This is a genomic window from Phytohabitans kaempferiae, from assembly GCF_042433955.1.
GTDB classification, from domain to species: Bacteria; Actinomycetota; Actinomycetes; order Mycobacteriales; family Micromonosporaceae; genus Phytohabitans; species Phytohabitans kaempferiae.
In genome coordinates, this window is sequence record NZ_JBHLUH010000071.1 from 1 (window position 1) to 23,636 (window position 23,636).

At 68.6% G+C, this 23,636-nt stretch carries 21 protein-coding genes; 11 read left to right on the plus strand and 10 right to left on the minus strand.

Features of this window, described 5'->3' with window-relative positions; translation table 11 throughout:
* Positions 1 to 296: 296 nt before the first annotated feature.
* The gene (locus ACFFIA_RS32510; RefSeq protein ID WP_377258342.1) at positions 297 to 851 is read right to left on the minus strand and encodes a TetR/AcrR family transcriptional regulator; all 555 of its coding nucleotides are present in this window, start codon (positions 849 to 851) and stop codon (positions 297 to 299) included.
* Positions 852 to 1,293: 442 nt separating this feature from the next.
* On the opposite strand from ACFFIA_RS32510, the gene ACFFIA_RS32515 reads away from it, so the two are divergent.
* The 3 genes from ACFFIA_RS32515 to gshB all read left to right on the plus strand — a co-directional run bounded on the left by ACFFIA_RS32515 (position 1,294) and on the right by gshB (position 3,676).
* Positions 1,294 to 1,965 carry a glutathione S-transferase family protein gene (locus ACFFIA_RS32515; RefSeq protein ID WP_377258344.1) on the plus strand — a complete coding sequence of 224 codons (672 nt, stop codon included), beginning with the start codon at positions 1,294 to 1,296 and terminating at the stop codon, positions 1,963 to 1,965.
* A gap of 191 nt (positions 1,966 to 2,156) precedes the next feature.
* Complete coding sequence (locus ACFFIA_RS32520) at positions 2,157 to 2,666, plus strand: hypothetical protein (RefSeq protein ID WP_377258347.1); 510 nt, start codon at positions 2,157 to 2,159, stop codon at positions 2,664 to 2,666.
* On the plus strand, positions 2,666 to 3,676 hold the full coding sequence (gene gshB, locus ACFFIA_RS32525) for a glutathione synthase (protein WP_377258350.1): 1,011 nt from the start codon (positions 2,666 to 2,668) through the stop codon (positions 3,674 to 3,676). Before ACFFIA_RS32520 ends, gshB begins: the two co-directional genes overlap by 1 nt.
* A gap of 525 nt (positions 3,677 to 4,201) precedes the next feature.
* Here the strand turns inward: gshB and ACFFIA_RS32530 are convergent.
* The 3 genes from ACFFIA_RS32530 to ACFFIA_RS32540 all read right to left on the minus strand — a co-directional run bounded on the left by ACFFIA_RS32530 (position 4,202) and on the right by ACFFIA_RS32540 (position 7,544).
* A complete protein-coding gene (locus ACFFIA_RS32530; protein ID WP_377258353.1) occupies positions 4,202 to 4,546 on the minus strand; it encodes a response regulator transcription factor in 345 nt (114 codons plus the stop codon).
* Positions 4,547 to 4,944: 398 nt separating this feature from the next.
* A complete protein-coding gene (locus tag ACFFIA_RS32535; RefSeq protein ID WP_377258356.1) occupies positions 4,945 to 6,861 on the minus strand; it encodes a DUF1996 domain-containing protein in 1,917 nt (638 codons plus the stop codon).
* Positions 6,862 to 7,163: 302 nt separating this feature from the next.
* Entirely contained in the window at positions 7,164 to 7,544 is a 381-nt protein-coding gene (locus ACFFIA_RS32540) for a hypothetical protein (RefSeq protein WP_377258359.1), read from the minus strand.
* A 588-nt stretch (positions 7,545 to 8,132) separates the two neighbouring features.
* Between ACFFIA_RS32540 and ACFFIA_RS32545 the strand changes: the two genes are divergently transcribed.
* Positions 8,133 to 8,966 (plus strand): hypothetical protein, encoded by an 834-nt coding sequence (locus tag ACFFIA_RS32545; RefSeq protein WP_377258362.1) that lies wholly within the window; start codon positions 8,133 to 8,135, stop codon positions 8,964 to 8,966.
* Positions 8,963 to 9,757, plus strand: coding sequence for a maleylpyruvate isomerase family mycothiol-dependent enzyme (locus tag ACFFIA_RS32550; protein WP_377258364.1), 795 nt, complete (start codon positions 8,963 to 8,965; stop codon positions 9,755 to 9,757). The genes ACFFIA_RS32545 and ACFFIA_RS32550 overlap by 4 nt, the downstream gene beginning before the upstream one ends.
* A gap of 164 nt (positions 9,758 to 9,921) precedes the next feature.
* Here the strand turns inward: ACFFIA_RS32550 and ACFFIA_RS32555 are convergent, their stop codons facing one another.
* Together ACFFIA_RS32555 and ACFFIA_RS32560 are read right to left on the minus strand one after the other, a co-directional pair.
* On the minus strand, positions 9,922 to 10,536 hold the full coding sequence (locus ACFFIA_RS32555; RefSeq protein ID WP_377258366.1) for a lytic polysaccharide monooxygenase auxiliary activity family 9 protein: 615 nt from the start codon (positions 10,534 to 10,536) through the stop codon (positions 9,922 to 9,924).
* Positions 10,537 to 11,036: 500 nt separating this feature from the next.
* Complete coding sequence (locus ACFFIA_RS32560; protein WP_377258369.1) at positions 11,037 to 11,615, minus strand: hypothetical protein; 579 nt, start codon at positions 11,613 to 11,615, stop codon at positions 11,037 to 11,039.
* A gap of 990 nt (positions 11,616 to 12,605) precedes the next feature.
* On the opposite strand from ACFFIA_RS32560, the gene ACFFIA_RS32565 reads away from it, so the two are divergent.
* The 3 genes from ACFFIA_RS32565 to ACFFIA_RS32575 all read left to right on the plus strand — a co-directional run bounded on the left by ACFFIA_RS32565 (position 12,606) and on the right by ACFFIA_RS32575 (position 15,699).
* Positions 12,606 to 13,142, plus strand: coding sequence for an AAA family ATPase (locus ACFFIA_RS32565; protein WP_377258372.1), 537 nt, complete (start codon positions 12,606 to 12,608; stop codon positions 13,140 to 13,142).
* Between the two features lie 317 nt (positions 13,143 to 13,459).
* Positions 13,460 to 14,230: a hypothetical protein gene (locus ACFFIA_RS32570; protein ID WP_377258375.1), complete on the plus strand. Its 771-nt coding sequence runs from the start codon at positions 13,460 to 13,462 to the stop codon at positions 14,228 to 14,230.
* Positions 14,227 to 15,699 (plus strand): glycosyltransferase, encoded by a 1,473-nt coding sequence (locus ACFFIA_RS32575; RefSeq protein WP_377258378.1) that lies wholly within the window; start codon positions 14,227 to 14,229, stop codon positions 15,697 to 15,699. The genes ACFFIA_RS32570 and ACFFIA_RS32575 overlap by 4 nt, the downstream gene beginning before the upstream one ends.
* A gap of 28 nt (positions 15,700 to 15,727) precedes the next feature.
* On the opposite strand, the gene ACFFIA_RS32580 is transcribed toward ACFFIA_RS32575, so the two are convergent.
* On the minus strand, positions 15,728 to 17,902 hold the full coding sequence (locus tag ACFFIA_RS32580; protein ID WP_377258380.1) for an APC family permease: 2,175 nt from the start codon (positions 17,900 to 17,902) through the stop codon (positions 15,728 to 15,730).
* 118 nt (positions 17,903 to 18,020) lie between these two features.
* Positions 18,021 to 18,728, minus strand: a complete 708-nt coding sequence (locus ACFFIA_RS32585) for a hypothetical protein (protein WP_377258383.1) — start codon at positions 18,726 to 18,728, stop codon at positions 18,021 to 18,023.
* Between the two features lie 157 nt (positions 18,729 to 18,885).
* Here ACFFIA_RS32585 and ACFFIA_RS32590 point away from each other — a divergent pair, with 157 nt between their 5' ends.
* Positions 18,886 to 19,740: a Rieske (2Fe-2S) protein gene (locus tag ACFFIA_RS32590; protein WP_377258385.1), complete on the plus strand. Its 855-nt coding sequence runs from the start codon at positions 18,886 to 18,888 to the stop codon at positions 19,738 to 19,740.
* A 23-nt stretch (positions 19,741 to 19,763) separates the two neighbouring features.
* On the opposite strand, the gene ACFFIA_RS32595 is transcribed toward ACFFIA_RS32590, so the two are convergent.
* Entirely contained in the window at positions 19,764 to 20,612 is an 849-nt protein-coding gene (locus ACFFIA_RS32595) for an SDR family oxidoreductase (RefSeq protein ID WP_377258387.1), read from the minus strand.
* A gap of 537 nt (positions 20,613 to 21,149) precedes the next feature.
* Between ACFFIA_RS32595 and ACFFIA_RS32600 the strand changes: the two genes are divergently transcribed.
* On the plus strand, positions 21,150 to 21,716 hold the full coding sequence (locus tag ACFFIA_RS32600; RefSeq protein ID WP_377258390.1) for a hypothetical protein: 567 nt from the start codon (positions 21,150 to 21,152) through the stop codon (positions 21,714 to 21,716).
* 28 nt (positions 21,717 to 21,744) lie between these two features.
* Here ACFFIA_RS32600 and ACFFIA_RS32605 read toward each other — a convergent pair whose 3' ends face one another.
* Complete coding sequence (locus ACFFIA_RS32605) at positions 21,745 to 21,942, minus strand: hypothetical protein (protein WP_377258393.1); 198 nt, start codon at positions 21,940 to 21,942, stop codon at positions 21,745 to 21,747.
* 129 nt (positions 21,943 to 22,071) lie between these two features.
* On the opposite strand from ACFFIA_RS32605, the gene ACFFIA_RS32610 reads away from it, so the two are divergent.
* Positions 22,072 to 23,619, plus strand: a complete 1,548-nt coding sequence (locus ACFFIA_RS32610; protein WP_377258396.1) for an MFS transporter — start codon at positions 22,072 to 22,074, stop codon at positions 23,617 to 23,619.
* The last annotated feature ends 17 nt before the right edge of the window (positions 23,620 to 23,636 follow it).

Consider the following 23,636-nt stretch of genomic DNA (forward strand, 5'->3'; position numbering starts at 1 on the left):
GTCGTGGGCGCCGTCGGGCGAGCCCGCCTGGCCAGGTGCCGTGACGCCGAGGTCAAATACGCCCGACGCCGTTTCGGACGCAGCGGTTGATGCCAGTATCAGCAAGCTTTGCCGTCGGCGTCGTAACGGGGCGTGGGTTGCGGATGTCGTGCTCGTGAGTTTCCGCCCAGCGGCCGAACTCGCCGCGATCGTCGCCTCGCCCGACGCGGGCCGCCTGTCCTGGGTGACCGCGGTCGTCCTCACTTGGCCGGTGGTAGGTACTACTCACCTCGGTGACGTCTGCCGCTACCCCAAGATCAGGTCGGTCTCGGCTGCTCTAAGCCGCGCAGGAGCAACTCGATCAATCGGAGAGGGTCGTAGTTTGGATCGCTGTCGCGTCCGATGCAGAGGTTGCCGAGGCCGCGCATCAGCTCATAGGCGCGCCAACCGGGTCTGATCTCGCCGGCATCGGTGGCAGCGTCGAGCAGTTGCGCGCACACGGGCACCAGGCGATCGAGGAAGTAGGCGTGCAGCGCTTCGTAGCCGCTGCTGGACGGCCGTAGCGCGTTGGCGAGCCCGTGCTTCGTCACCAGGAAGTCAACGAGGTGGCCAACCCACTCGCGTAATGCCGCGAGCGGAGAGTCGGCGCTGGCCAGCAGGGCGGGGCCGGCCTCGGCACAGGCCTCCACCTGGTGGCGGTAGACGGCTACGACAAGATCGGCCCGGGTCGGAAAGTGGCGATAGATCGTCCCGATCCCGACACCGGCCCTGGCCGCGATATCACGGATCGGCGCATCGACGCCGGAGGTGACGAACGCCGCAGCCGCCGCGGCGAGTAGCGCCCGCTGGTTGCGTTGCACGTCGGCCCGCATTCGTCGGGCCGGTACCTCCCCAGACTGGTTCGTCGTTGACACCGAGTTCCTCCAAGGCGAGTTGACAAAGCGGATCACTGTTCCGTATCGTCCGGAACAGTGATCCGCTTTGAGCTTATCCCAAGCCGCAGCCGTGCCCCTATACAGGTCGGACGGCATCAGCGAAGGTGTCCCAGCGAGAGGTGACTCGTTCGAACGAAGCGACCCGCGAGACCGCCACCGTCGGCGTGCGGGGCCCCGCCCTGTCCATCAGTCCGGGCGTGCTGCCAGCTTCCGACCGCGTTGTGGAACTAGAACATAAGCGGACGTGTGCGCATGGCGCGGAGTGCCGAGCCCGACATGGTGTCCGGGAGGTGTCGCGCCCGGCTGGACGTAAAGTCGCCAGGCCACGTGTCTCGCTGGCAAGGCGCGTGACAGAGCAATCTTTGAGAGGAGAAGTCCCATGATTTTCTACGATGCTAATGCGCCAGGACCAAACCCGACGACCGTGCGGCTATTCGCCCATGAACGCGGGGGTCTCGAGTTCGATGTTGTGTCGATCGACCTCGTGGGCCTCGAGAACCGGAAGCGCCCCTACCTGGATACCGTAAATGCCCGAGGTGAAGTGCCAGCACTTCGCCTCGACGACGGAAGTATAATTACCGAAATAACGGCGATCTGCGGCTATTTCGATGAAATTGCAAAAAGCGGCCGCAGGCTCTTCGGAGAAACACCTGAGGAGCGAGCGATGATCCACATGTGGACTCGGCGGGCTTACCTGGAGGTAGTTCTTCCTTTCGTGAATCATTGGCGCGGCAGCGAAGCTGCCGAGAACGCCTATCGCGGCCACCGCATTCTCCAACCGGAGGCCAGGCGGAGCAACAGGCTGCTCGCCGAGCGCGGGCTCAATCAGTTTGACGAGGATCTTGAGGGGAAGACCTTCATCGCTGGCCAAGACATCACGATGGCCGATATTCTTCTGTTTGCCTTCATGGCAACGAACATCGAGGGGGAAGGTACCACGTGGCTCAATGTGCCCCAGCGACCGAACGTCGCCGCGTGGTATGAACACATGGAGGCACGCGATGCGAGCAAAAAGATGTTGACCACCCTGCCGGCACGCTTTAAGAACTAGCAATTAGATCCTGCTACGCAGGGGCGACGGCATGCCGCTCGTAATTCGCCGCATCGTTGCGCCATCACGGCGGGGGATTACGGCAGCCTCTATCCGGCGTGCGCCGCTCGACATTGAGTGATCGGCGCTCAGTAGTCGCAATACCTGAAACTGGGGGATCCATTGATATGCCGGGCTCCGAGCGGTCACGCGTGGACGTCAACATGACGACGGCGGGCAGGGCGTTTATCCGCGGCGCCAAGCCGATGGCCGCCACGGCGGACAAGCTGGTCGCGATGACGCAAGCCGCCAACCAAGGCCGCGCAGACCGATCGACGCTGGCGCACAACAGTTCCGTTTCGGCGGGCGACCCGCATGCGACGATGACGAGCTGGCGCGACGGGCATCCTGATGTCGAGTACGTTGTAGCCGACATCCGCCCCGCGCCGATTGCCCCCACGCCCCGGCCCTTGTCGGCCGAGCGGATCAACGCCACCGATCACGCCCTCGGTGCGTCGGTTTCGGGGGACCGGGCGGGCGTGGCCATCGCCGCCGCGAACCGCCCGCGCCGCGGCGCCGCGTGGGTGCACCGACACCCGGGTATGGGGCCCGATCTACCGTTCGTAGGGCTCGACCACTATGGCCTCGGCGTCGAGAGATCGCATCGCGGACTCGAGGCCAACACCGACGTGCAGGCCCTCGACGTCCTTGGGACCGTGTGATGCGGTTCCTGTTTGTTGTAGACCCACTTGCAGGTCTTCTCCCCGGTCACGATACGAGCGTCGCCCTGATGGAGGCGGCGCAGCGGCTGGGGATGGACGTGTGGGTGGCCGGCGCCGCCGACCTGACCATCGCACGCAAGGGGGTGGCAGCGTGGGCGCAACCGGTCCGGATCGTCCCAGCGGAGCGGCAGCAGGGTCGTTGGACGGCACCGGTGGACTGGTGGCGGGCCGGCGAGCAGGAGCGAATCGATCTGAGTGCCGGCGATGCAGTACTTATGCGCGTCGATCCTCCCGTGAACAGCGACTACCTGCGGACGACGTTCGTGCTCGACGCCGCAGTCCGCGAGGGGGCGCTGGTGGTCAACGACCCGCGCGGCCTGCGCGAGGCGAACGAGAAGCTGCTGTCGCTCGCCGTGCCCGACCTCGCCCCCGAAACCATCGTCACCGCCCACGCCCACGACATTCGGGAGGCGCTCGAACGATGGGACCCGGGGGTGGCCAAGCCGTTGGAGGAGATGGGCGGGCGCGGTGTGGTCATGCTGCGCAAGCACGATCCGGGCGTGACAGCGCTCATTGACCTCGTGACCCGGCGTGGAACACGCCAGGTTGTCTTCCAGGAGTACCTCGCCGCAGTGGCGGAGGGAGACAAACGCATCTTCTTGCTCGACGGCGAGCCGATCGGAGCCATCAACCGCCGGGCGTCACATCCGGATTTTCGATGCAACCTGGCCGTCGGGGCCGTCTCGGAGGAGACGGTGCTTGACGCATCCGACCTGGAGATCTGCCGTCGGCTGCGCCCGGTGCTCAGGCGTCTCGGCCTGGCGCTGGTCGGGATCGACGTGATCGGCGGGCGACTCACGGAGGTCAACGTGACAAGCCCGACCGGGCTCCGCGAGATCGAGCTGTTTAGTGACGACCGACCAAGCGACCGCGTCATCGGATGGATCGCAAACGCGGCCGCCGCGCCCGAGGTAGTCCGGAAACGATCGCAACAGAGCCTGATTTCCTGATCGCGGAATCCGCTCCGTCGCGGAACCCGGGAGCCTTCGTGCAGCCACGCTCGTCTGCCTTCTGCGGGTGTGTCAAACGAACGGGCCTGTCTCATATACCGTGGTGACGGAGCGGGTGAATCCACTTGTCCCGACGATCGCCTACGGTGACAACCCAACGGATGCGCCGGCTGGCACACGGGCCGCTCGGGAGCAGCGCGGCGAGACCCACAACGGCTCGATCAGCGATGCTGGGATGGCAGGCACAGAACCTCCCATGATCACGAAGCGTCAGCAACCTTCATGATCACTGGATCTATGCCTGCACTCGTTCAGGCACGCCACCCAGCCCCACCATTACGCGCGACATCTAAACTGCAACCACCGATCCGGAGGTGTCAAGAGACGGACCACACCGGCGGGATTTCAACATCGGGACAGGAGATTCCAGCACCATGAGATTGGAAGAATGGCCGACAGCCGCTCCACGCATCATCTGCAGTTCAAGCGACCGCGAACGGGACCGGAATGTCGCCTGCGGAGCCCTCAGGTCAGCATGCCCTCGCGGTAGGCGTACATCACTGCCTGTAGACGGTCACGCAGCTTGAGTTTGGCGAGGATGCGCGACAGATATGTCTTGACGGTTTCCTGACTTATCTCCAGGGCTGAGGCGATCTCATCGATGGACAAGCCTTCGGCCATGAGGTGCAGCACTTCCAGTTCGCGTGTGCTCAGCGGGGTATGCCCTCGGCGGGCCGGATCTGCGGCGTGCTCGCCGCCGAGTTGGCGGGTGTGGTGGCTGGCGCGGGATTGTGCCACGGTTGTCCTCTCTGGCGAACTCGCGCTCGTCTCGAGCCTTCGTGAGACGGTCAGCGAGGGTTCATCGTTCAAGTACGGCAGGGTGAGTTTTCCGACGGACCCGCTGACAGCCGCGATCGCGGTTCGCGAGGCGGCCAGGGTTGAGCGTCGCGCCGGGCCGCCTCTATACGCTGGTAGGCCGCCAGCGCCTGGTCCGGGATCGGGGCGCCCTGCAGCCCGCGCGACCTGCGCAGCACGTGCAGCAGTGTGCTGCGCAGCAGGCCCCGTCCGCCCAGGCCCAGTGGATCGGATCGCCTGGCGGTGAAGAATCACCTCCACCACATCTTCACCAAGCTCCAGGCCACCAACCGCACTGAGGCGGTCCTGCGTTGGTCGGGCCAGCAGCAGACGACGCCCGCCGGCTGAACGCGGCGCCAGCCCCGCCGACCGCGTGTGGACGGCGGAGCGGGCGCCTCCCGACACGACCGGCGCTATCCCGAGTACACGGTCAGCTCGGCCACCGACCACCAACTGCTCGCCGAACCTGTCTGCACCACCTTGATGTATCGGGCGTCGCGCTGCGCGAACGTCGCCAGGATCTGCGTCGCGAAGCCCTTTCCGTCGGCGACTGGACCGGTCCATGTGTTGCCGTCGGTGGAGAGGAACACCTCGTAGCCGCGGGCGTAGTCGCTCCCGGTGGAGAGCAGTGATAGGCCGCTGACCGGGTGGACGCCGCGCATGTCCACGGTTACGGACTGGCCGTCGGTCATCGGCGCCCCCGTCGTCCAGCGAGAGTTCCGGTCGCCGTCGAGCATCTTGGCGGGGCTGTCCCCGGTGCGCGACGCGGTGGCGGTCCAGCCGGTCCGGTCCAGGATCTCGCGGCTGCCGGCTACCTGGTAGTGCTCGTCGAGAGCGGCGCCGGCGCTGGGGTCGAACTGGTCGTACCCCCGGGCGTCGCACTGCCGGCCGGCGTTGACGCAGTGCTTCACCAGCGCGGTCAGGGTCGGGATGTCCCAGGCATTGTAGAAGTCGTAGTGGAAGGAGTAGCCGCGCCCGCTGGAGAGCCGGACCTTCGACATGTCCCCGCTGACCGGAAAGGCCATCTTGAACTCGATCATCGGTACCGCCACCGGATGGTCCACCGGGCAGACCTCGTCGACCGGGTACACGATGTGACTCTTGTGGTCGGGGGTGTCCAGGTGCAGGCCGTCCCAGCAGCTCGGCGCCTGCATCCGGATGTTCAGCTGGGTACCCGCCGGGCAGCTGGCGGGGAAGTCGACGTTCTCGTAGCTGTCGCCGCACTCCCAGCCTTTCTGGTAGGCGGGTGAGGACTCGAACTGCGCCGCCGTGGTGGTCGGGCTGCCGACGAGAAAGCGCAGACCGACCGGGAACGGGCGCACACTCGTGTAGTCACGCACGCCGCTTTTGTAGTAGATCACCTGCGGGCCGTCGGGCAGCACGGGCGTGTCTCCGTTGTAGACGGTCGGCATCCAGTACCCCGACTTGTCGCCTGGCACCACGCACATCGTGTTTCCGTCCAGGAGCGATGCCGTGGTGCTCGCCGCATTCGTCGTCGTGTTACCCATGAACGTGTGGTCGTGCGAGGCACCCGCTCGGTTCGGGAAGACGATCGGGTCGTCCGGCAAGCGGTGGCTCGGCGCGCAGTTGGCCTGGAACTCCCGGTGTTCCTTCCGCGGCGGCCTCGCCGTCGACGGCACCACCCCGGTCACCGGCTGATCGGCCATCACGTACCCGCCGCCCTCGCCGGACCCATGCCCCGGGTGCGACATGCTCGGGCTCGGCTTGGGGAGCGTGGACGGCTCTGTGGAGGGACTGGTCCCGGGCGTCGAGGTCGGCCCGGCCGTCGGGGCGGGTTCGAGCCGCGTCCCGTACACCTGGAACTCCCAGAGCGAGAACCCGTACCCGGTGGCCCGCTTCGTTCCGTGCACCCGCACGAACCGGCCCTCACCGCTGACGTCCAGCTCCTGCTCGCCGCCGGTGCCCGCGGTGGTGCGGTAGACCGAGTTCCAGGTGGCTCCCTCCGGCGACACCTGGATCTCGAACGCCGTGGCGTAGGCGCGCTCCCAACGCAGCACGACGCGGTCGACGCGCGCCTGCGCACCGAGGTCGACACGTAGCCACTGCGCGTCCTGGAACGCGCTGGACCAACGGGTCCGGTCGTCACCGTCGACCGCACGCGCGGCGGACCAGGATGCGCCCTCTACAGAGGACGCGCTGGCCGGTTTGCCTTGGGACAGTGGGGTTTCCTCGGCACCAGCCAGTCGAAGTGGCCCGATCGCGGTCCACGACGTCACCGCGGCGGTCAGAGCGACGATCGCCGCCACAATGGAGTACCGCAGGCGCTGGCGACGCCTTGGGCCGGACGGAGGTAGGACTCGGGTGAGCATCGAGCCTCCACAAGGGATCAAGGATCGTAGTGTCGCCGGTACGCTAACCGCGCCCGGCTCTGTGGCGAATGAAGCGAAAGACCCAGAAGGCGCCGCCAGCGGGCCCAGGTTCCAGTGCCCTGGGCCACGGCTGGGCCTTTCGACTCAGGATCGTGCGGCGGTGCGCGGTCTACTGTCTCGCCATGCACACGGCTAATGCGGAACACCCTGGCCGGGGTCGGCCCGGGGCCTGGCGGCTGGCCGGCGCCGCGGCGCTGGCGTCCCTAATTAGCCTCGATGGGACTATCGCGGTCACCCAGCGCCTACATCTCGGCGAACTCCACATGGGTCGGCCTCATGAGATCATTGAACTCCGAATACACCGTGCCGTCGGGATCGGTTGACGACAGGATGACGGTGCCTTCGCCGCTGCCGCTGAAGATGGTCGAGGAACCATCGGAGAGGTCGAGACGTGTTGTGCCGTCGGCGTGGTAGGTGTAGTCGCCTGAGTTTCCGTCGGGAAACTGCACATGGCCCGGCCGGTTCTCTGCGTCGAATTCCGTGTAGACCGTGCCGTCGGGATCGGTCGATGACAGGATGACGGTGTCTTCGCCGCTGCCGCTGAAGATGGTCGAGGAACCATCGGACAGGTCAAGACGCGCCGTACCATCGGAGAAGTAGGTGTACTCACCCGAGAGTGCCATGATCCGCTCCTGGTCTCGCTGCCAGATCCGCTATTGGTTGAATGGGATTCAGGCCTCGGTGGCCTCGGGAGAAAGGGTCCGAACCGCCGACCGAAATCCAGCGGCGCCCGCGCGGTGAATACCGCCGCGGGCCAAAGCGCCCGGCGCGGCGACGGGACTGCTGCGGTCGGGCGGCGAGCCGGCTGCACGGCCTTCGGGGTCGGTGCGAGCCTGAGAGATCTCGGTGCTGGCGGTAGCCGCCGGGACGCCACCGAAAGGTGACCCCGGAGGTCGCGGACGGGGGGCCGCGCCCCGTGTCGGATCGGGCGAAACGACGCATACGAGTTGAGCGATGTCATGAGGGGAAACCCTTACGTGGTATGGGGCGGCGAGGCTGATCCGCGCCGGGCGCCTCGCCGCACGCTATCGCCTTGACGCGCGCGCACTCCAGATCCTCATTCGGGGGGCACGCCCACGTTCCACAGTTGGGGACGGCAGTTCCAGTGAGGCTTCGCCTCGGACCGCCCAGTCGGGTGACTGGCCTGGCCTTTCCCGTCGCGGTGGTTGCATCCTCGCATTCATAACCGTGGTTGTGATGGGCGGGCGGTCATGGGCACGCGTGTGGTGACGGTCAACGATGTCCTGGACGGTCATGTTGCGCTGGATATCCAGTGCCTGGACCGGATCTACCTCAACGCGTACGTGCTGAAGTTGCAGACCAGTGCGCAGGTGGTGGCGTTCCTGTCCGGGCACCTGGGCTACCCGTTCCCGTCGCCTGTGCTGTTCAACAAGATCGGGCAACGGTTCCGGCAGGCGGTGGCGGCCTACGCCGAGGCCAACGACATCCCATGGATCAAGTTCGGCAAGGACGACGACAAGCTCGCCACCATGAGCCCGCACCTGCGCCGCCAGGCCGTCACCGGCCGCTCGGGGGTGGCCGCGATCGGGGTGGGCCAGGAGTTCCAGCGGGTGTGGACGGCCACCGAGGGCAAGACGTCCACCGGCACTCCGCGGTGGTCGTTCTACAAGGCCGACCGCAGGGTGACCTGCTACTACTTCTTGAGGCCTTCGGTCCGGCGTTCATCAAGGTGCGCCTACTTCCCCTACCCGGGCAAGATCTGGATCAACGGGCACGAGTGGGCCAAACGGCAGGCCACCAAGGCCGGCATCGCCTACACCGAGCTGTCCAACGGGTTGCAACCGGATCGGTCACAGCGAAGATGCCAGCCACGACGCCGACCAGTACAGGCACCGGCAGTTCCAGGGTCGAGTCAGGGGGAGGGAGTACCGGCATCCTTGAGGCCAACTCGCCGAGCGACCCCGACGGATCAGGAGGTGATCGGCAAGTCGCCTGACACGCCGATCCACACCTCACCGATGAGTTTGACCGGCACGCCGAGTCTTACCCAGCACAACGAACCTACGGAAAGGTCAATCCAGTGATCGAGCTGAACGCGGAACACGCCCGGCGAGGGATTGTCGAGTACACCCGGCGTTTGGCGGGATCAGCCGCCGCGGTCGGACCTGACGCCGTCGTGCCGACAGCCCCGGAGTGGACCATCACTGACCTGGTCGAGCATGTGGGTCAGACCCAGCACTGGGTGGCGGAGATCATCGAGCGGCGCATCACCGACCCCACGCAGTTGCCCACGGAGATGGCCGTACTCCCCACAGACCCCCGCGAGTGGCGGGCGTGGCTGTCGCAGTCCGCGCAGCGGGTCGCGAACGCCTGCTCCGATGACGCGCTCGACGCGCCGGTGTTCAACGCCGCGGGGGACGAGCGGTCTGGGACGCGATTCTGGATGTCCACCGTCCTCAACGAGACGGTCGTCCACGGCTTTGACGCGGCCAACGCGGCGCACCGACCGGCCGACATCGACGCCGACATCGCAGCCGCGCTCATCAGCAACCACCTCGCGATGCTCACCTCCCCCACGTGGGAGACGCGGCGGTCCGAGTCCGCCCGCGCCATCCGGGGCACCGGGCAGACCCTGCAATGGCTGGCCACCGACACCGCGGGCGCTTGGTTCGTCGAACGGCGGCCTGACGGGGCGAGGTGGCAGCCCGGAACCCAGCAGGCCGACGTGACGGTGACCGGCCCGGCAGGATCGCTGCTGATGATCCTGACCCGACGACTCCCTCTAACCGGCCGCGAAACCACCGACATCAGCGTCGACGGCGACACCGACCTCGCCCAGCACTGGCTCGACAACACCGCCCACGTCAGCGACTGAGCGGCACAGAGACGCCCACCGCCATGACAGCGGTGAAGCAACGTTCGCCCCAACGATCCGCGGCCGTCTGGGCGGGCTCGTTGGGCAGCGGTTGGGCGGAACAATCCGGCCCAGGACGCTGACGTCCTGGGCCGGAGTAGTGCCGCGGCTGTCGGTCTCGCTGGTCAGGCGATGTTGATGTCGCTGCACCACATGTAGGTCTGGTCCATGTGCGACGCCTTCCAGATCACGAAGAGGACGTGGTTTCCGGTGCGTCCAGAGACCGAGACGTTGAACGAGATGTTCTGCGCCGGCGCGTAGCGCCCGGTCGTCGTGATCAGGTCGAGGTTGCCCCACCCGAGGCGCTGTGTGGAAGGGTTGAACCCCTGCTTGGTGACATAGACCCGGAAGTAGTCAGCACCGTGGCTGGCCTGGTCGTACAGCTGAACCGTGAAGCTGCGGCCGACGGTGGTCGTCTTCCACGCTCCGGGCTGGTTCAGCGTGTCGTTCCTGGAGAGGGCGTTGCTGCACAGCTGTCCGTCCGGGGTACGGGCCTGGTACTGGCCGGCGAGGCCGTCCCGCAGCGCGCTCATCCAGTTCCACATGGTGTCGGGGTTGGCCTGGAACGCCCGCCAGCACATGGGGTCTTGCTGCTGCATGGCCGGGTTTGTGTGCTGGTTGCCCCAGGTCTTCCAGCACTGGTAGGCGCGACTTGCCGGGTTGATGATCGTGCCGTGAGCCTGGGCCGCGCCGGTCCAGGGCAGCATGCCGACCACCATGGCGAACAGCAGGACGAGCACTCGGAGGGGGTGACGGGCGGCTGACCGGGACCGTCCGCCGGATTGATCGGGCTGGTGGGAACGCACTGTTCTCCTCCGTTCCTCGGCACTAAGGATCAGTATGGGAGCGCTTCCGACCACTATTACATCCATGAACTTAAATATCAATACTGATCTATCTTTGGTCCGATGTGGATCGAGTTGACCGGAGTCGCCGTCGAGTGCGGAGCCCGGAGTGGTGCATCACCCCACCGGATGGCGAGGTCGCTGGCAGCATTGACTGCTGGCGATCCTTCGTCCGCTCATGCTCGCCGCCGTCGCCGTTTGGGAGTGCGACGATCGCACCAGGCGCGACGCGGACGTCCGGCCAAGCCGCACGCCGAAAGGCCTACGCCGAGCCTGGTCTGTGCGCCGAGATCCGCAGCCGCGGCATCACGGCTGGTTCGCAGCTGCCAGAGGTGGGCCGTGAGGGCGGCCGGATGGGTGCGGGTACGACCGCCTCATCCGGCCGCCCAGCGTGGTCAGAGCCCGGCCGCGGCGTCGTACCGGCGGCGCAGGTCGGCCATCTCCGAGTCGGCCAGCGCCTCCTTGAGCGCCAGCTCCGCGTACTTCTCCGGGAACATCTCCCGCAGCCGGTCGACGAACATGACGTCGGCAGTCGCCTCGACCACCTGGATGCCCGGAGGGTCGGTGGACATGTCCATGATCACCGGTCCGGCCAGCTTGACCGCCACGTCCCAGGGGCGCTTCTGCTCGGCGACCCCGCAGAGGTGGAAGCCGTAGGCCGTCCGCACGTCGGCGAGCGCGGTGACCTCGGCCGGCTCGTAGCCGTAGACGCGGACCCCGCAGACCACCGCCGGCTGCTCCTCGGTGGTCACCTGCTGGACATTGTGTCCGGCGTGGTTGTGTTGTCCCGGGTCCGCCTTTTCGAGCACGGAACGCATCCGGGTCAGAACCTGTGCTTGCAGATCCGCCGGCTCCGCCTCCGAGCCGGCCGGGTTGACCAGTGCGACCACGCCGGCCGACACCGCCAGCAGGATCACCGCCACCCACACAAAGCGGTTTCGGTACCACCCCGCGAAACTCTCCCGGGAAATCATGATCGCTTCTCACCTCGTCGCCGGTTCTGGTGCGCTGGCAGACCGCATCGGACGCCCCGGTGTGCCAGACGTCGAGCGCGTCGGACGTCGCGGGGACACGTGCCGGGGGACACGTACGGCGGGCGGGGATAGCTGCCCGGGGATATGCGCCCGTCGTCGTGGAGGTGGCCCGGCGATGCGGCGCGCGAGCGTCTGCCAAAGCGGCGCGCTGCCGGCACTGCGTTGCTCCCGTGCTGGCCGTTCCCAGCACGGTTGCCCCCGTGCTGCGGCGATATGAGCCATTCCAGCACGCCTGGTCCGTTCCGGCAATATCGACAACCCTCAACATATTTCGGGCCGGTCGCCCGCCGGCGCACCAGTCGTGAAACTACGGAACGTAGTCGATGAGATCATCGGGACCGGGTCGGTAACGCGATCCCGCGGAGGTATCCAGGCTTCCCGGCAGAGTCCCACCAGCCAGCCGAAGCGCTCGGGATCACTCGTGTGGCCGGTACTTCCTCGTGAACCGCACACCGTTGAAGGTATGGGTGCAGCACGAGCAGAAGGGTTCCATGCTGTGCGGGCCAAGCTCGGGGTTGACCGCCTGTAAACGGTTGTCGGCGTCTACGTAGAGGCCGTCACCAGGCTACGGGACGCCATGCCTCCCGCGGACCCACTACGGTGGTGGCATGGGAGCGCTGAAGCCGTGGCACCTCGCCCTAGCCTGCTGTCTACTCACGACGATCGTCGTGGTTGTCGGGATGGTCTGGGCGGCGATGCGCGGCCGATAGGGACGTCCGGCCACGCGGTAGCTGCGCACCGCGGTCGGGGCTGGTGACGGTCTCGATGTGGCGCGCGGCGACGCGTCCACACAGGACGCCTGACAAAGCCGGCAGAGCTTGAGCGCCGTCGACCGGTCCAGCGAAATCGTGCCGCCCGCGTCGCAGGCCGAGTCGTTCCTCGTGCTGCACTACCGAGTGCGAGACCCGCGCTACGGAGGGAGCGACGCGAGTGCGTATTGGTGTGGCCGGTACTCACGGAATCGGCAAGACGACACTCGTCGAGGATCTGTCGACGCGCAATCCTGACCATGTGAGCGTCGCGGAGCCGTACGTCCTGCTCGAAGACCAGGGCTACGAGTTCGGCTATCCGCCGTCGCCAAGTGAATACATGGTGCAGTTCAAGGCTTCCCTTCGGCTGTTCCGGCGACCAGCACCGAAGGCCATCTTCGATCGCACGCCGCTGGACTTCGTGGCTTACCTGCGCGCGTCAGGTGGCGAGCTGGAGTCAGACGCGGACGTGGAGGCGCTCCGTTCGGCGCTGACGAGCCTGGATCTGCTCGTCGTCATCCCGATAACGACCGACACCGAGCGGTCGCTGCCCCCGGCCGACTTCGCCGAGCTGCGCAAAGCGATGAACGATGCCCTGCTGGATCTCGTCTACGACGACAGCCTCGAGGTGCTTGGCGGCGTCAACCTGATCGAGCTGGACTGCCCTCTCGGCCGGCGGACGGAGCAGGTGTCCAAGGCCCTGACGCGGCTCGCTTGAGACCATCCGGCGTCCACAGTGGCGTCGTGCGGATGTCGCGGATAGAACCGCTGAAACATGGTCAAGCGCCGGCGATCCATCCTATTTGGACGAAGTCGGTTGTGGGCGGGTCCAACCGTTTCGTCGGCGTCGACGGTGTCCCCGAGCCGACAGTGTTCCCGGCGGCGCGTCTGTACCGTGTGGCTTCCGAACGTCACACTCGCGTGCCACACCGGTAAGCCATCTGTCAGCGCTCCACGAGAGAGTAGGAAGCTGCTGTGTCGTCGTTTGGCGTGGTCATACCGTCGCATGGCGGCAGCAATACCCTTCATCGCAGCGTGATGTCGCTGGCGGCGCAGCGTTTCGACGGTGATCTCACCGTGGTCGTCGCGGTGAACGATGACCGGCCCGACAGCCTGGCCGTCGCCGAACTGCTCGCACCGGTGTTGCGGGGCGTCGGTGTCGAATGCACCGTCGTGCACACGGCGCCGGGGCGAGCGGCGGCGCTGAGTGCCGCGGATCGGTTTCTGCCCCGCGCACCGCGGCTGTATCTGGACCAGGACGCCGCGTTGTCCACACACGCGGTGGCCGATCTGGCGGCCGTGCTCCAGCCTGGCACCGGCGTGCACTTCGCCGCGCCGGCAGTGCGGTTCGCCGCGTGTCGCAGTGCGGTCTCGCGGGCCTACTTCCAGGCATGGAGTCGGTTGCCCTATGTCCAACTCTCCCCGGTGGCCTGCGGCGCCTACGCGGTCTCGGCCGCCGGGCGGGGACGCTGGGGCGACCTTCCCGCCATCCACTCCGACGACAAGTGGGTCCGCTGGCACTTCGCACCGCACGAGCGCAGGGTCGTTGGCACGTCGACCTACGAGGTGCTGCCGCCGGACGGCATCGAAGACCTGGTCCGCGCCCGCCTGCGGTACCGGCGCGGCAACCGGGAACTGCGGGCGCTCGCACAGGTGCCCGCGCACGCCGACGACGACCGCCGCTACCAACATTTGGTACGCCGCATGGTGATGAGGCCGGCGGCGTGGTCGCCGGCGTTGGTGATGGTGGCCGTGCACGCCGCGGTCGCGGTGCTGGACCATCAGCCCCGGCGCGGTCCCGCGTGACGAGCCGGCTCGACGTCGTCGTGCCGGCCCACGACGAGCGGATGCTCGTCGGCGCCTGCTTGCGCGCGCTGCTGTGCGACGCGGGCGAGATCGACCTCCGGATCGTGGTGGTCGCCAACGGTTGCACCGACGACACCGCCGACGTGGTCCGGGCCGTCGCCGCGGCCGGATCACAGCCGGGACGCGAGGTGGTCCTCGTCGAGACCGCGACGGCGGACAAGGCCCACGCGCTGAACGCCGCCGACGTCCACCGCCGGGGCTGTTCGGTGGTGTATCTCGACGCGGACACGGTGCTGACCCCGGGGACGCTGCGCGCGCTGGCCGAGGCCCTCGACGGCGTACCGGCACCGCGGCTGGCCGGTCCACGGCCGCAACTGGTGCGTCCCGACGGTCGGCTGTCGCGGGACTTCGGGGCCGTGTGGTCCGAACTGCCGGCCGTCGCCGGACAGGTCATCGGCGCCGGATGCTACGCGGTGAACCCGGCCGGCCGGGCTCGCTGGTCGCACTTCCCACCGGTGACCGCCGACGACGCGTTCGTGCGGTCGCGGTTCAGCCGGGACGAGCAGACCGTACCGGCGAACGGGTCCTACCTTCTCGTCCTGCCGAACGGCTGGGAACTCGTGCGCGTGGTACGCCGGTGGCGCGACGGCAACGCCGAACTGGCCCGTTCACCGTCGGCCGGTGCGGGCCGCAACCTGCGTGCCGTCCTGAGCCGGCCCGCGTTGTGGCCGCACCTGCCCGGCTTCGCGTTCGTGACGGCCGCGAGCCGGCTCGCCGGACCGGCCCGCTGGCACCGCGCCGAGGGTCCTCGCGCCATGGCTGGTACGGCCTCCGCCGGTGTACCGCCGACGGTGGAGGCGATCGTCGTCGCGCACCGCGGCCGGGCCACCATCGACCGCTGCCTCGCGAGCCTGAGGTCCGCATGGGCGTCCCTGGCTGTCACGGTCGTCGACAACGCCTGCCCGGACAAGACCGCCGACCACGTGTCTGCGGCGCATCCCGGCGTCGCGCTCGTCCGCCACGACCGCAACCTCGGCTTCGCCGCGGCCGTGAACAGGGCCGCCGCGGCCGGCGGCAGCGACTACCTGCTGCTGGTGCACCCCGAGGTGGATCTCGAAAACGGAGCCGTCGACGAGCTTCTCGCACTGGCGACAAGGTTTCCGGCGGCCGGGCTCTACGGCGGTCGCGAGGTGGACGGGGCCGGTGACCGGCGGCGCGGCGACGTGCGGCCCGTACCCGTTCTCACCGCGGGGGTCCTGCTCGTCGACCGGGCACTGTGGCGACGCCTCGACGGTTTCGACGAGCGGCATCTCCACCACGGCGAGGACGTGGACCTGTGTGCGCGCGCCCGGCGGCTCGGCGCACGGCCGATGCGCACGCCGGCGGCCCAGTACCGACATCGTCTGGGCGGCCGTGTGGCGACGACGGCGCTCCTCAGTGGACTCACCGACGATACGAGGTCGCGGTGAGGCGATGCGCCGCCGGCTCGAACGGGCGTCAGCGAGTGGCCTGCGGATGGACCTCGGACAGGTGAATGGGCATGCTGGTGACGACGACACCGGGCAGGCGGCGCAGGGCCCTGCGGAGACGACGCTCGATCTGTGAGTGCAGAAACCTCTGCCAGGGACGATTGACCACCACCTCCGGTATGACCACCGTGAGCGTGATGTCGGGCTGCCTCTCACGTAGCTGGGCGATGTACTGCGCCAGAGGTTCGAGGATCTCGCGGTGCGGCGATACCACGGTCTCCAGCCGGACGTGGTCACCCCAGGCCGTCCATTCGTCGCGGAGCCGGTCGGCTTCCTGATCTTCTGGGCTGACGTGCACGGCGAGTGCCGGCTGGCCGAGCGACACCACGTAGGCGAGGGCGCGCAGGGCCGCCTGGTCGAACCGGGCGACCGGGACGACGAGCAGGTGGTGTACGCGTTGCGGCAGGAACTCTTGTGCCATCTCGCGCTCGCTTCTCTCCGCGGAGGTCAACTGTGTGGGCGTGGGGTGCAGGGACACGGCCTGCCGTACCCGGTCGTAGTGCCGCCGTATGCCCAGGCACAGCAGCACCAGCGTCGGCACGGCGACCACCACGACCCAGGCGCCTGAGGCGAATTTCGTGATCGCGGCGGTCACCAGCACGATCGCCGAGAGCGTCGCGCCGAGCGCGTTGATCGCGGCCCGGCGCCGCCAGCCCGACCCGCGGTGACGCCGCCAGTGGTTCACCATGCCGACCTGCGAGAGCGTGAACGCCAGGAAGACACCGACCGCGAAGAGCGGGATCAGCGCCTGCGTCCGGCCCCGGAACGCGGTGAGGATCACGGCGGCGGCCACCGAGAGGGCCACCAGGCCGTTGGTGAGGGCCAGCCGGTCGCCCATGTGCAGAAACCGGCGTGGGACGTAGGCGTCGCGGGCCATGTAGTACAGCAGGCGGGGCAGGTCGTTGTACGCGGTGTTCGCGGCCAGCAGCAGGACCAGCGCGGTGGCGGCCTGGATGATCGGGTACCACGGCCCGTGGGGGAAGGTGCGGTGGGCGAGCTGGGAGAGCAGGGTCTCGTTCGCTCGCGGGACCAGGCCGTTGAGGTGGGTCAGGAGCATCAGGCCCACGAAGAGGAGGATCAGGATGCTGATCATCCAGGTGAGCAGCGTGCGGGCGTTGCGCCACTCGACGGGGCGGAGGGCCGGTATGGCGTTGGACACCGCCTCGATGCCGGTCATCGAGGTGGCGCCGGAGGCGAAGGCGCGCGCGATCAGCAGCACGCTGATCGCCTCTGTCGCGGGCACCGGCGGTGGCGGGATCACTGTGAATCCGCGCGCCACGGCCTGCCCGAGCCCGAAAAGGGTCATCCCCCCGATCGCGACCAGGAACAGGTAGGTGGGGGCGGCGAAGATGTTTCCGGCGACGCGGATCCCACGCAGGTTGCCGGCGAGCAGGGCGGCGATGACCGCCAAAGACAGCGGTACGGACAGCGGATTCAGCGCCGGCAGGGCCGACGTGATCGCGGCGATTCCCGCCGCCACCGACACGGACACGGTCAGGACGTAGTCGAGGATGAGACCGACCGCCGCGGTCAGCCCGGCCCGGGGACCGATGCTGTCGCTGGCCACCAGGTAGGAGCCGGCGCCGTGCGGGTAGGCGCGCACGGTCTGCCGGTACGAAGCGCCGACCGCCAGCATCAACACCACCAGCGCCGCGGCGATCGGCAAGGAGAGCCCGAGGGCCGCACTGCCGGCGAGGACCAGGATCGTCAGCAACGCCTCCGGCCCGTACGCCACCGACGACAGCAGGTCGGACGAGAGGACCGGCAGCGCGATCAGCTTGCGCATCCGTTCCCGCAGCATTGACATGCTGGACAGGGGCGGCCCGAGCAGCACGCGACGCACCCGGAGAGCAAACCGGCCCCGGGACGTGTCCGGCCGCTCCGCCGCCGGCGTCGCGGTGAGCTCACCAGGTTGGTCCGGCCGGAACGCCTCGTCCGGCCCCCGGGCGCGGGCAGCGCCCGGCCTGGACGGGCGAAGCTCGGGATCCACCGGCAGCGCCCGCGCCGGCTTCTCGACCCGCCACTGCTCACCGAGCCGGCGCAGCGTCTCGATGTCCTGCGCCGACAGGGGAGGGAACTCGGCGGACGGGCTCAGGGACGTCGTCGGCCGGACCTGGCCCGCACCGTCCCGCTCCTTGCCCAACGCCCGCTCCTACCAGCTCGACACCGGCCAGCCGTACCGACGATCCCAGGAACGGCCGGCCCGGCGGCGGTGAACGGGCGCATTGGTGCCACCCTTCGCGTGGCTGTCGAACGAGCGGTCAGGCGTTCGCGCGCAGGCGATCGACCGCCGTGGCGACTAGTTCCCGGACGTACTGTTCGTCGCCGCTGGCGGATTCCCAGCCAAGGTTGGCCACGACGGTGATGTGGTCGCCCACGCGGGCCACCGCGACCGGGACGGTGGTGACCACGTTGGCGTCACCGTAGTCGAACCGTTCGGATATCCGCAGGAGCATCGACTCGTCACCGGCGACACCGGTGCCCACCGTCCGCCATTCCCGCTGTCCGCGCTGGAGGCCGCCCGGACAGCGTTCCACGGCCGCGGCGATGTCGGCGAAGGCATCGGCCGCGTGGCCGGGATGCAGACCGACGTACTGGATCACTATCGACGGGGTCTGGCCCGCTCCCGGGCTGACCTGCGCGCGCATCGCGACGGCCGCGGTCCGGGTGGCGTCGCTGGGATACCGCGCCTCGCACGGCCGCGCCGGCCGTAGGTGCGCACTCTGGCCCTCCGGCAACGGCTCCAGCGGTGAGTCGCCCAGGTCCGCCGGTTGGAGCAGGGCCGACGAGTCGATCACCCGCTGCGCGGTCGCCGACGGCGACGCTGTCGCAGCCGCTGATGTGGTGGGCGCCGGCGTCGAGGGGACAGCCGAGGTGGCGGGACCCGCGGCGTTGTCGGTGGAGCAGGCGACCGCCGGGCTCACCAACACGACCACGACGACGAGAGCCAGCAGCCGGGCGCCGCGCATCACATCCCCCAAAAATGAGTACCTGCCCTGCGGTTCGATTGCCCCACCTGCTCAATCGACAAACATCACACACGTCGCGGACGCTGCCTGGCGACTGCGGCGGAGGACTTCGTGGAACCGCTCGTTTGCACGAGGCAGCGCGGGGAACACAGCCCGCATGGCGTTGCGGATGATGCTGGACCGGCTGGAGATGGCCGAGCGGCTGGACCGAATCGGCGATCCGTTGCAGCGCGGCGTGCAGGCCGTGCTGCGCGGGCGGATACGCGATGCCCTGCACGGCGTGTGGCTGGGACATCCGTTGCATCCTGCCCTCGTGCAGTTACCCGTGGGCGCGTGGCTGAGCGCCGCCGTGGTCGATGCCGTTCCTGGTGGCAACGGCCCCGCGACCGTGCTCACGGGCATCGGTACCGCCGGTGCCCTGCCGGCCGCGGTCGCGGGCCTCAACGACTGGGCGTCCCTCTCCCGTGAGCAGCGCCGGATCGGGCTCGTCCACGCCTCCGCGAACCTGATCGCGGTCGGCCTCTACACCGGCTCCCTGATGGCCCGGCTCACCGGCAACCACCGGCTCGGGCGGCGGTTGGCCTACGCCGGGCTGACCACCGCCAGCGTCGGCGCCTACCTCGGCGGCCACCTGAGCTACCGGCAGGCAGCCGCTGTGAACCAGGCCGAGACGTTCCTGCGCCAGATTCCCGAAGGCTGGCAGGACGTGTGCGCGCAGGAGGCACTCGCCGACGGACAGCCGTTGAGTGCCCGGATCGGCGACGTGCCGGTGCTTGTCACGCGTACCGACGGCGCGGTGACCGCGATGATCGGACACTGCGGCCACCAGACCGGCCCGCTCGCCGAGGGCGAGCTGGTCAATGTGGACGGCGCTGACTGCCTGGTATGCCCCTGGCACGGCAGCACCTTCCGGCTCGCCGACGGCGTGGTCGTGCACGGCCCGGCCGCCACCGACCAGCCGCTGCTGCGGACCCGCGAGATCGGCGGGCGCATCCAGGTGGCCCTGCCCTAGCACGCCGTGCCGCTCGCGGCGAGTCACAGGGCGGCGCGGCTGGCGTCGGCGAACGACGTGGGCGGGCGTCCGATGAGCCGTTCGAGGTCGTTCCCCTCCACATGGAGGTAGCCTCGGGCGACGCCGCGGTCGCCATCGGCGATGAGTTCGGCGGCGGACTGGGGCGTCCCCGCGGCGACGAGAAACTCGATGTATTTGTCGACCGGCAGATCGGTGTAGGTGATCCGCTTTCCGGTCTGCCGCGATATCTCGGCGGCGAGTTCCGTCATCGTGAACGGCGGGCCGCCCAGCTCGTACACCTGATTCGCGTGACTGCCGGTGGTGAGCGCCGCCGCGGCGGCCTCGGCGAAGTCAGCGCGCGTTGCGGCACTGACCTTGCCGTCGCCGGCCGCACCGGTGATCCCATGCTCCAGGTAGGTCGGCAGCTGGGAGGTGTAGTTCTCGAGGTACCAGCTGTTGCGCAGGAAGATGTGCGGCAGCCCGGAATTGGTGATGTCGTGCTCGGTGGCCTCGTGCTCGGCGGCGAGCATCATCGTCGAGCTGTCGGCGTTGGAAATGCTGGTGTACGCGATCAGCCCGACACCAACCTCCTTCGCCGCGCTGACGACGTTGCGGTGCTGCCGCACGCGTTTGCCAGTTTCACTGCCGGAGACGAACATCAGCGCGTCGGTATCGGCGAACGCCCGGCGCAGCGACTCGACGTCGTCATACTCCACGGGTACGACAGCGACGCCTCGATCACTCAGGTCGGTGGCCTTGGCGACATTTCGCCCGAGCGCGGTGATCTGATCGGACGGGACGCCTCGGCGCAGCAACGACTCCACGATAAGGCGCCCGAGGTGACCGGTGGCCCCGGTGACCGTGATAGACATGGGAACTCCTCAACAATCCTCACCAACACTCCACCTCCGCGCTACCCGCGGATGGAGTAAACATGCGGCGCCGAATTCGCGACGAGAACGTCCGGTTTTCCGACGGTGGCCTTGGGTAACCATCCAACAACGCAGGGAGAATCCGCCGCGAGACGCGGCAGCAGAATGGAGGGATTCGAGATGGGTAATCGCGATGAGCTTCACGATCTGCGTCAACGCGCCCATGAGGCTGGCATCCAGGGCAGCTCGAGGATGAGCGGTAGCGAGCTGCGACAGGCGTTGCAGAAGGTCGGCAAGGGAGCCGAGCCGATGACGGCCAAGCGGCAGGTCAAGGGCTGGCAGTAAGCCGGTTGCCGCGCGTGATTCGGAGCCGTGCTCGTTTTTCGAGCACGGCTCCGGTCGGCGCTTCGGACGATGACGCGGCCATGGCGATGACGGCGCCGCCTGCGATGATGCTCATGTGGTGGCCGAGGTCGCGCATGGCGCTGTGGGGCAGGTGGCGAGAGGGAGCGGCCCTGGTCTGCCACGGCCGCCCAGGTGACGGGCCGGCAGCCGGTGGCCCAGAAGCCCCAGGTCATCCGGCCAAACCAGGTAATCGGCTGGACCGCGGCGGTCGTCGCCGTCGTCGCGGCGACCGCTGGCAGCACGGCCGTCGACCTGCCGTGGGGCGGGCCGCTCCTGTGGCAGGTCTTCTGTGGCGCCATGATGCTGCTCCTCCTCGACGCGCTCTGGCGACACGACTTCCGTCCGCGTCTACTGTGGAACGCTGGCGGCCTGGTGCTCGTGGACCGCGACGGCGCCCACCGCTACGCCTGGTCCGACGTCCGCACCGTCAGCGCCCGCGGTAACACCATCTCGATCCGGACCCCCGAGGGCCTGCTGCAGACACACTTCGACCGGCCCTGGTGGCTCGCGCGGCTGCGCCCGTCCATCCGGGACCTGCCGGAGACAATCCAGGCGCGGCTGCGCACGGCGCACGAGGCCGCGGTGGCCGGGTCTGCCGAGGAACCACCGCCCGCACCGCGCGTGCGCCGGCCCGTGGCCCTCTACCTGCTGGCGGCAGCCGGCCTCCTGGCGATCGTGGGCACCACCATCCTGACCTGACCTGTACGGGCGAGGGCGGTCTGCGGGTCTAGGACGTGCGGTTGCGCCAGAAGGGTCGGATGCGGAGGCCGTGGTAGCCGAGTGCCAGCGCGAGTCCGTAGGTCGCGAGGCCCGGGAGGAGCATTGCCGGTGGGCGCCAACCCAGGTAGAGGCCGACCAGCAGCGTGACCCACGCTGCCGCGCCCGCCGCGAAGAGGGCCCACCAGAGCCGATCTCGCTGCCTCATGGCGGAAGCGTACGCCAGTTATCTGCCGCGCCGAACCACACTTACCGGCGAAACTGTTCGCTGGGGCTGTCGATTCCGGATCGGGTCGCTCGTCGGAGGGGTGAAGACGACCTTCCGGAGGAGAACTCGATGGAAACGACCAGGGCGACCCGCCGAGAGTGGCTCGGGCTGGCCACGCTCGCACTGCCCACCCTGCTGCTGTCCGTGGACGTCAGCGTGCTGTACCTGGCACTGCCGCACCTGAGCGACGACCTGGGCGTGGACGCCACCGAACAGCTGTGGATCCTCGACATCTACTCGTTCATGCTGGCCGGGTTCCTGGTCACCATGGGTACGCTCGGGGACCGGGTCGGTCGGCGAAGGCTGCTGCTGATCGGGGCCGCCGCCTTCGGCGTCATGTCGGTGGTGGCGGCCTACGCGTCGAGCCCCGCCATGCTCATCGCATCCCGCGCGCTGCTCGGCATCGCCGGCGCGACCCTGATGCCCTCGACGATGGCGCTGATCCGGAACATGTTCCGTGACCCCAAGCAGATGGCGACCGCGATCGGGATCTGGTTCAGCTGCTTCATGGGCGGCATGGTCCTCGGGCCGCTGGTCGGCGGGGCGCTGCTGTCGACGTTCTGGTGGGGGTCGGCCTTCCTGCTCGGCGTCCCGTTCATGGTGCTGCTGCTCGTCGCCGGGCCGATGCTGCTGCCGGAGTACCGGGACGCCGATGCCGGCCGCCTCGACCTGGCCAGCGTGGCCTTGTCGCTGGCCGCGATCCTGCCGGTCATCTACGGCCTCAAGGAGTTCGCCCGGGAGGGCTGGCACACCACGGCGGCCGTCGCGGTCGTCATCGGGCTGCTGGCCGGTCTCGTGTTCGTACGGCGCCAGCGCCGGCTGGCCAGCCCTCTGCTCGACCTCCGGCTCTTCGCCAACGGCACGTTCTCCAGCGCGCTGGGCACCGGGCTCTGCCTCGGCATCGTCATGGCGGGCGTGACTCTCACCTCCACGCTCTACCTCCAGGCCGTACGCGGACTCACGCCGCTGCAAGCCGGGCTGTGGCTGATCCCGCAGACCGTCGCGATGGCATTCGGGCTGATGGGCGCCCCCGCCCTGGCCCGCTGGATCCGTCCCGCCCACCTCATGGCCGGCGGCCTGCTCGTGGCCGCCGCCGGCATGGTCGCGCAGACCCGGGCGGAGGCGGAGGGCGGTGTCGGTCCGGTGGTACTCGGACTGGCGCTGACCAGCCTCGGCATCGCCCCCACGATGGCGCTGACGATGAACCTGATCCTCGGCTCAGTGCCGCCGCAGAAGGCCGGCTCGGCCGCCTCGCTGTCGGAGACCAGCGGCGAGTTCGGCGTCGCGCTCGGTGTGGCCGCGTTGGGCAGTCTCGCCACGTTCGTCTATCGCTCGCAGCTCGCGGTGCCGTCGGGCACGCCCGTCACCGCGGAGCAGGCCGCCCGCCAGGGCATCACCGAGGCGACCGCCACCGCCGCCGCGTTGCCCGGCACGCTCGGTGCCGAGGTGCTGGAGGCCGCCCGCGCCGCCTTCACCGCCGGCCTGACGACCGTCGCCGGTGTCGGCGCGGCCGTCTTCGCCGGCTTCGCCATCGTGGTTGCCGTGGCCTTCCGCCGCGTCCCGCCCACCGGCGAGCCGGCGGCGGAGCAGGCCGAGGGCGCGCCGGCGAATGCCTGAAACCCTTTCGGGGTACG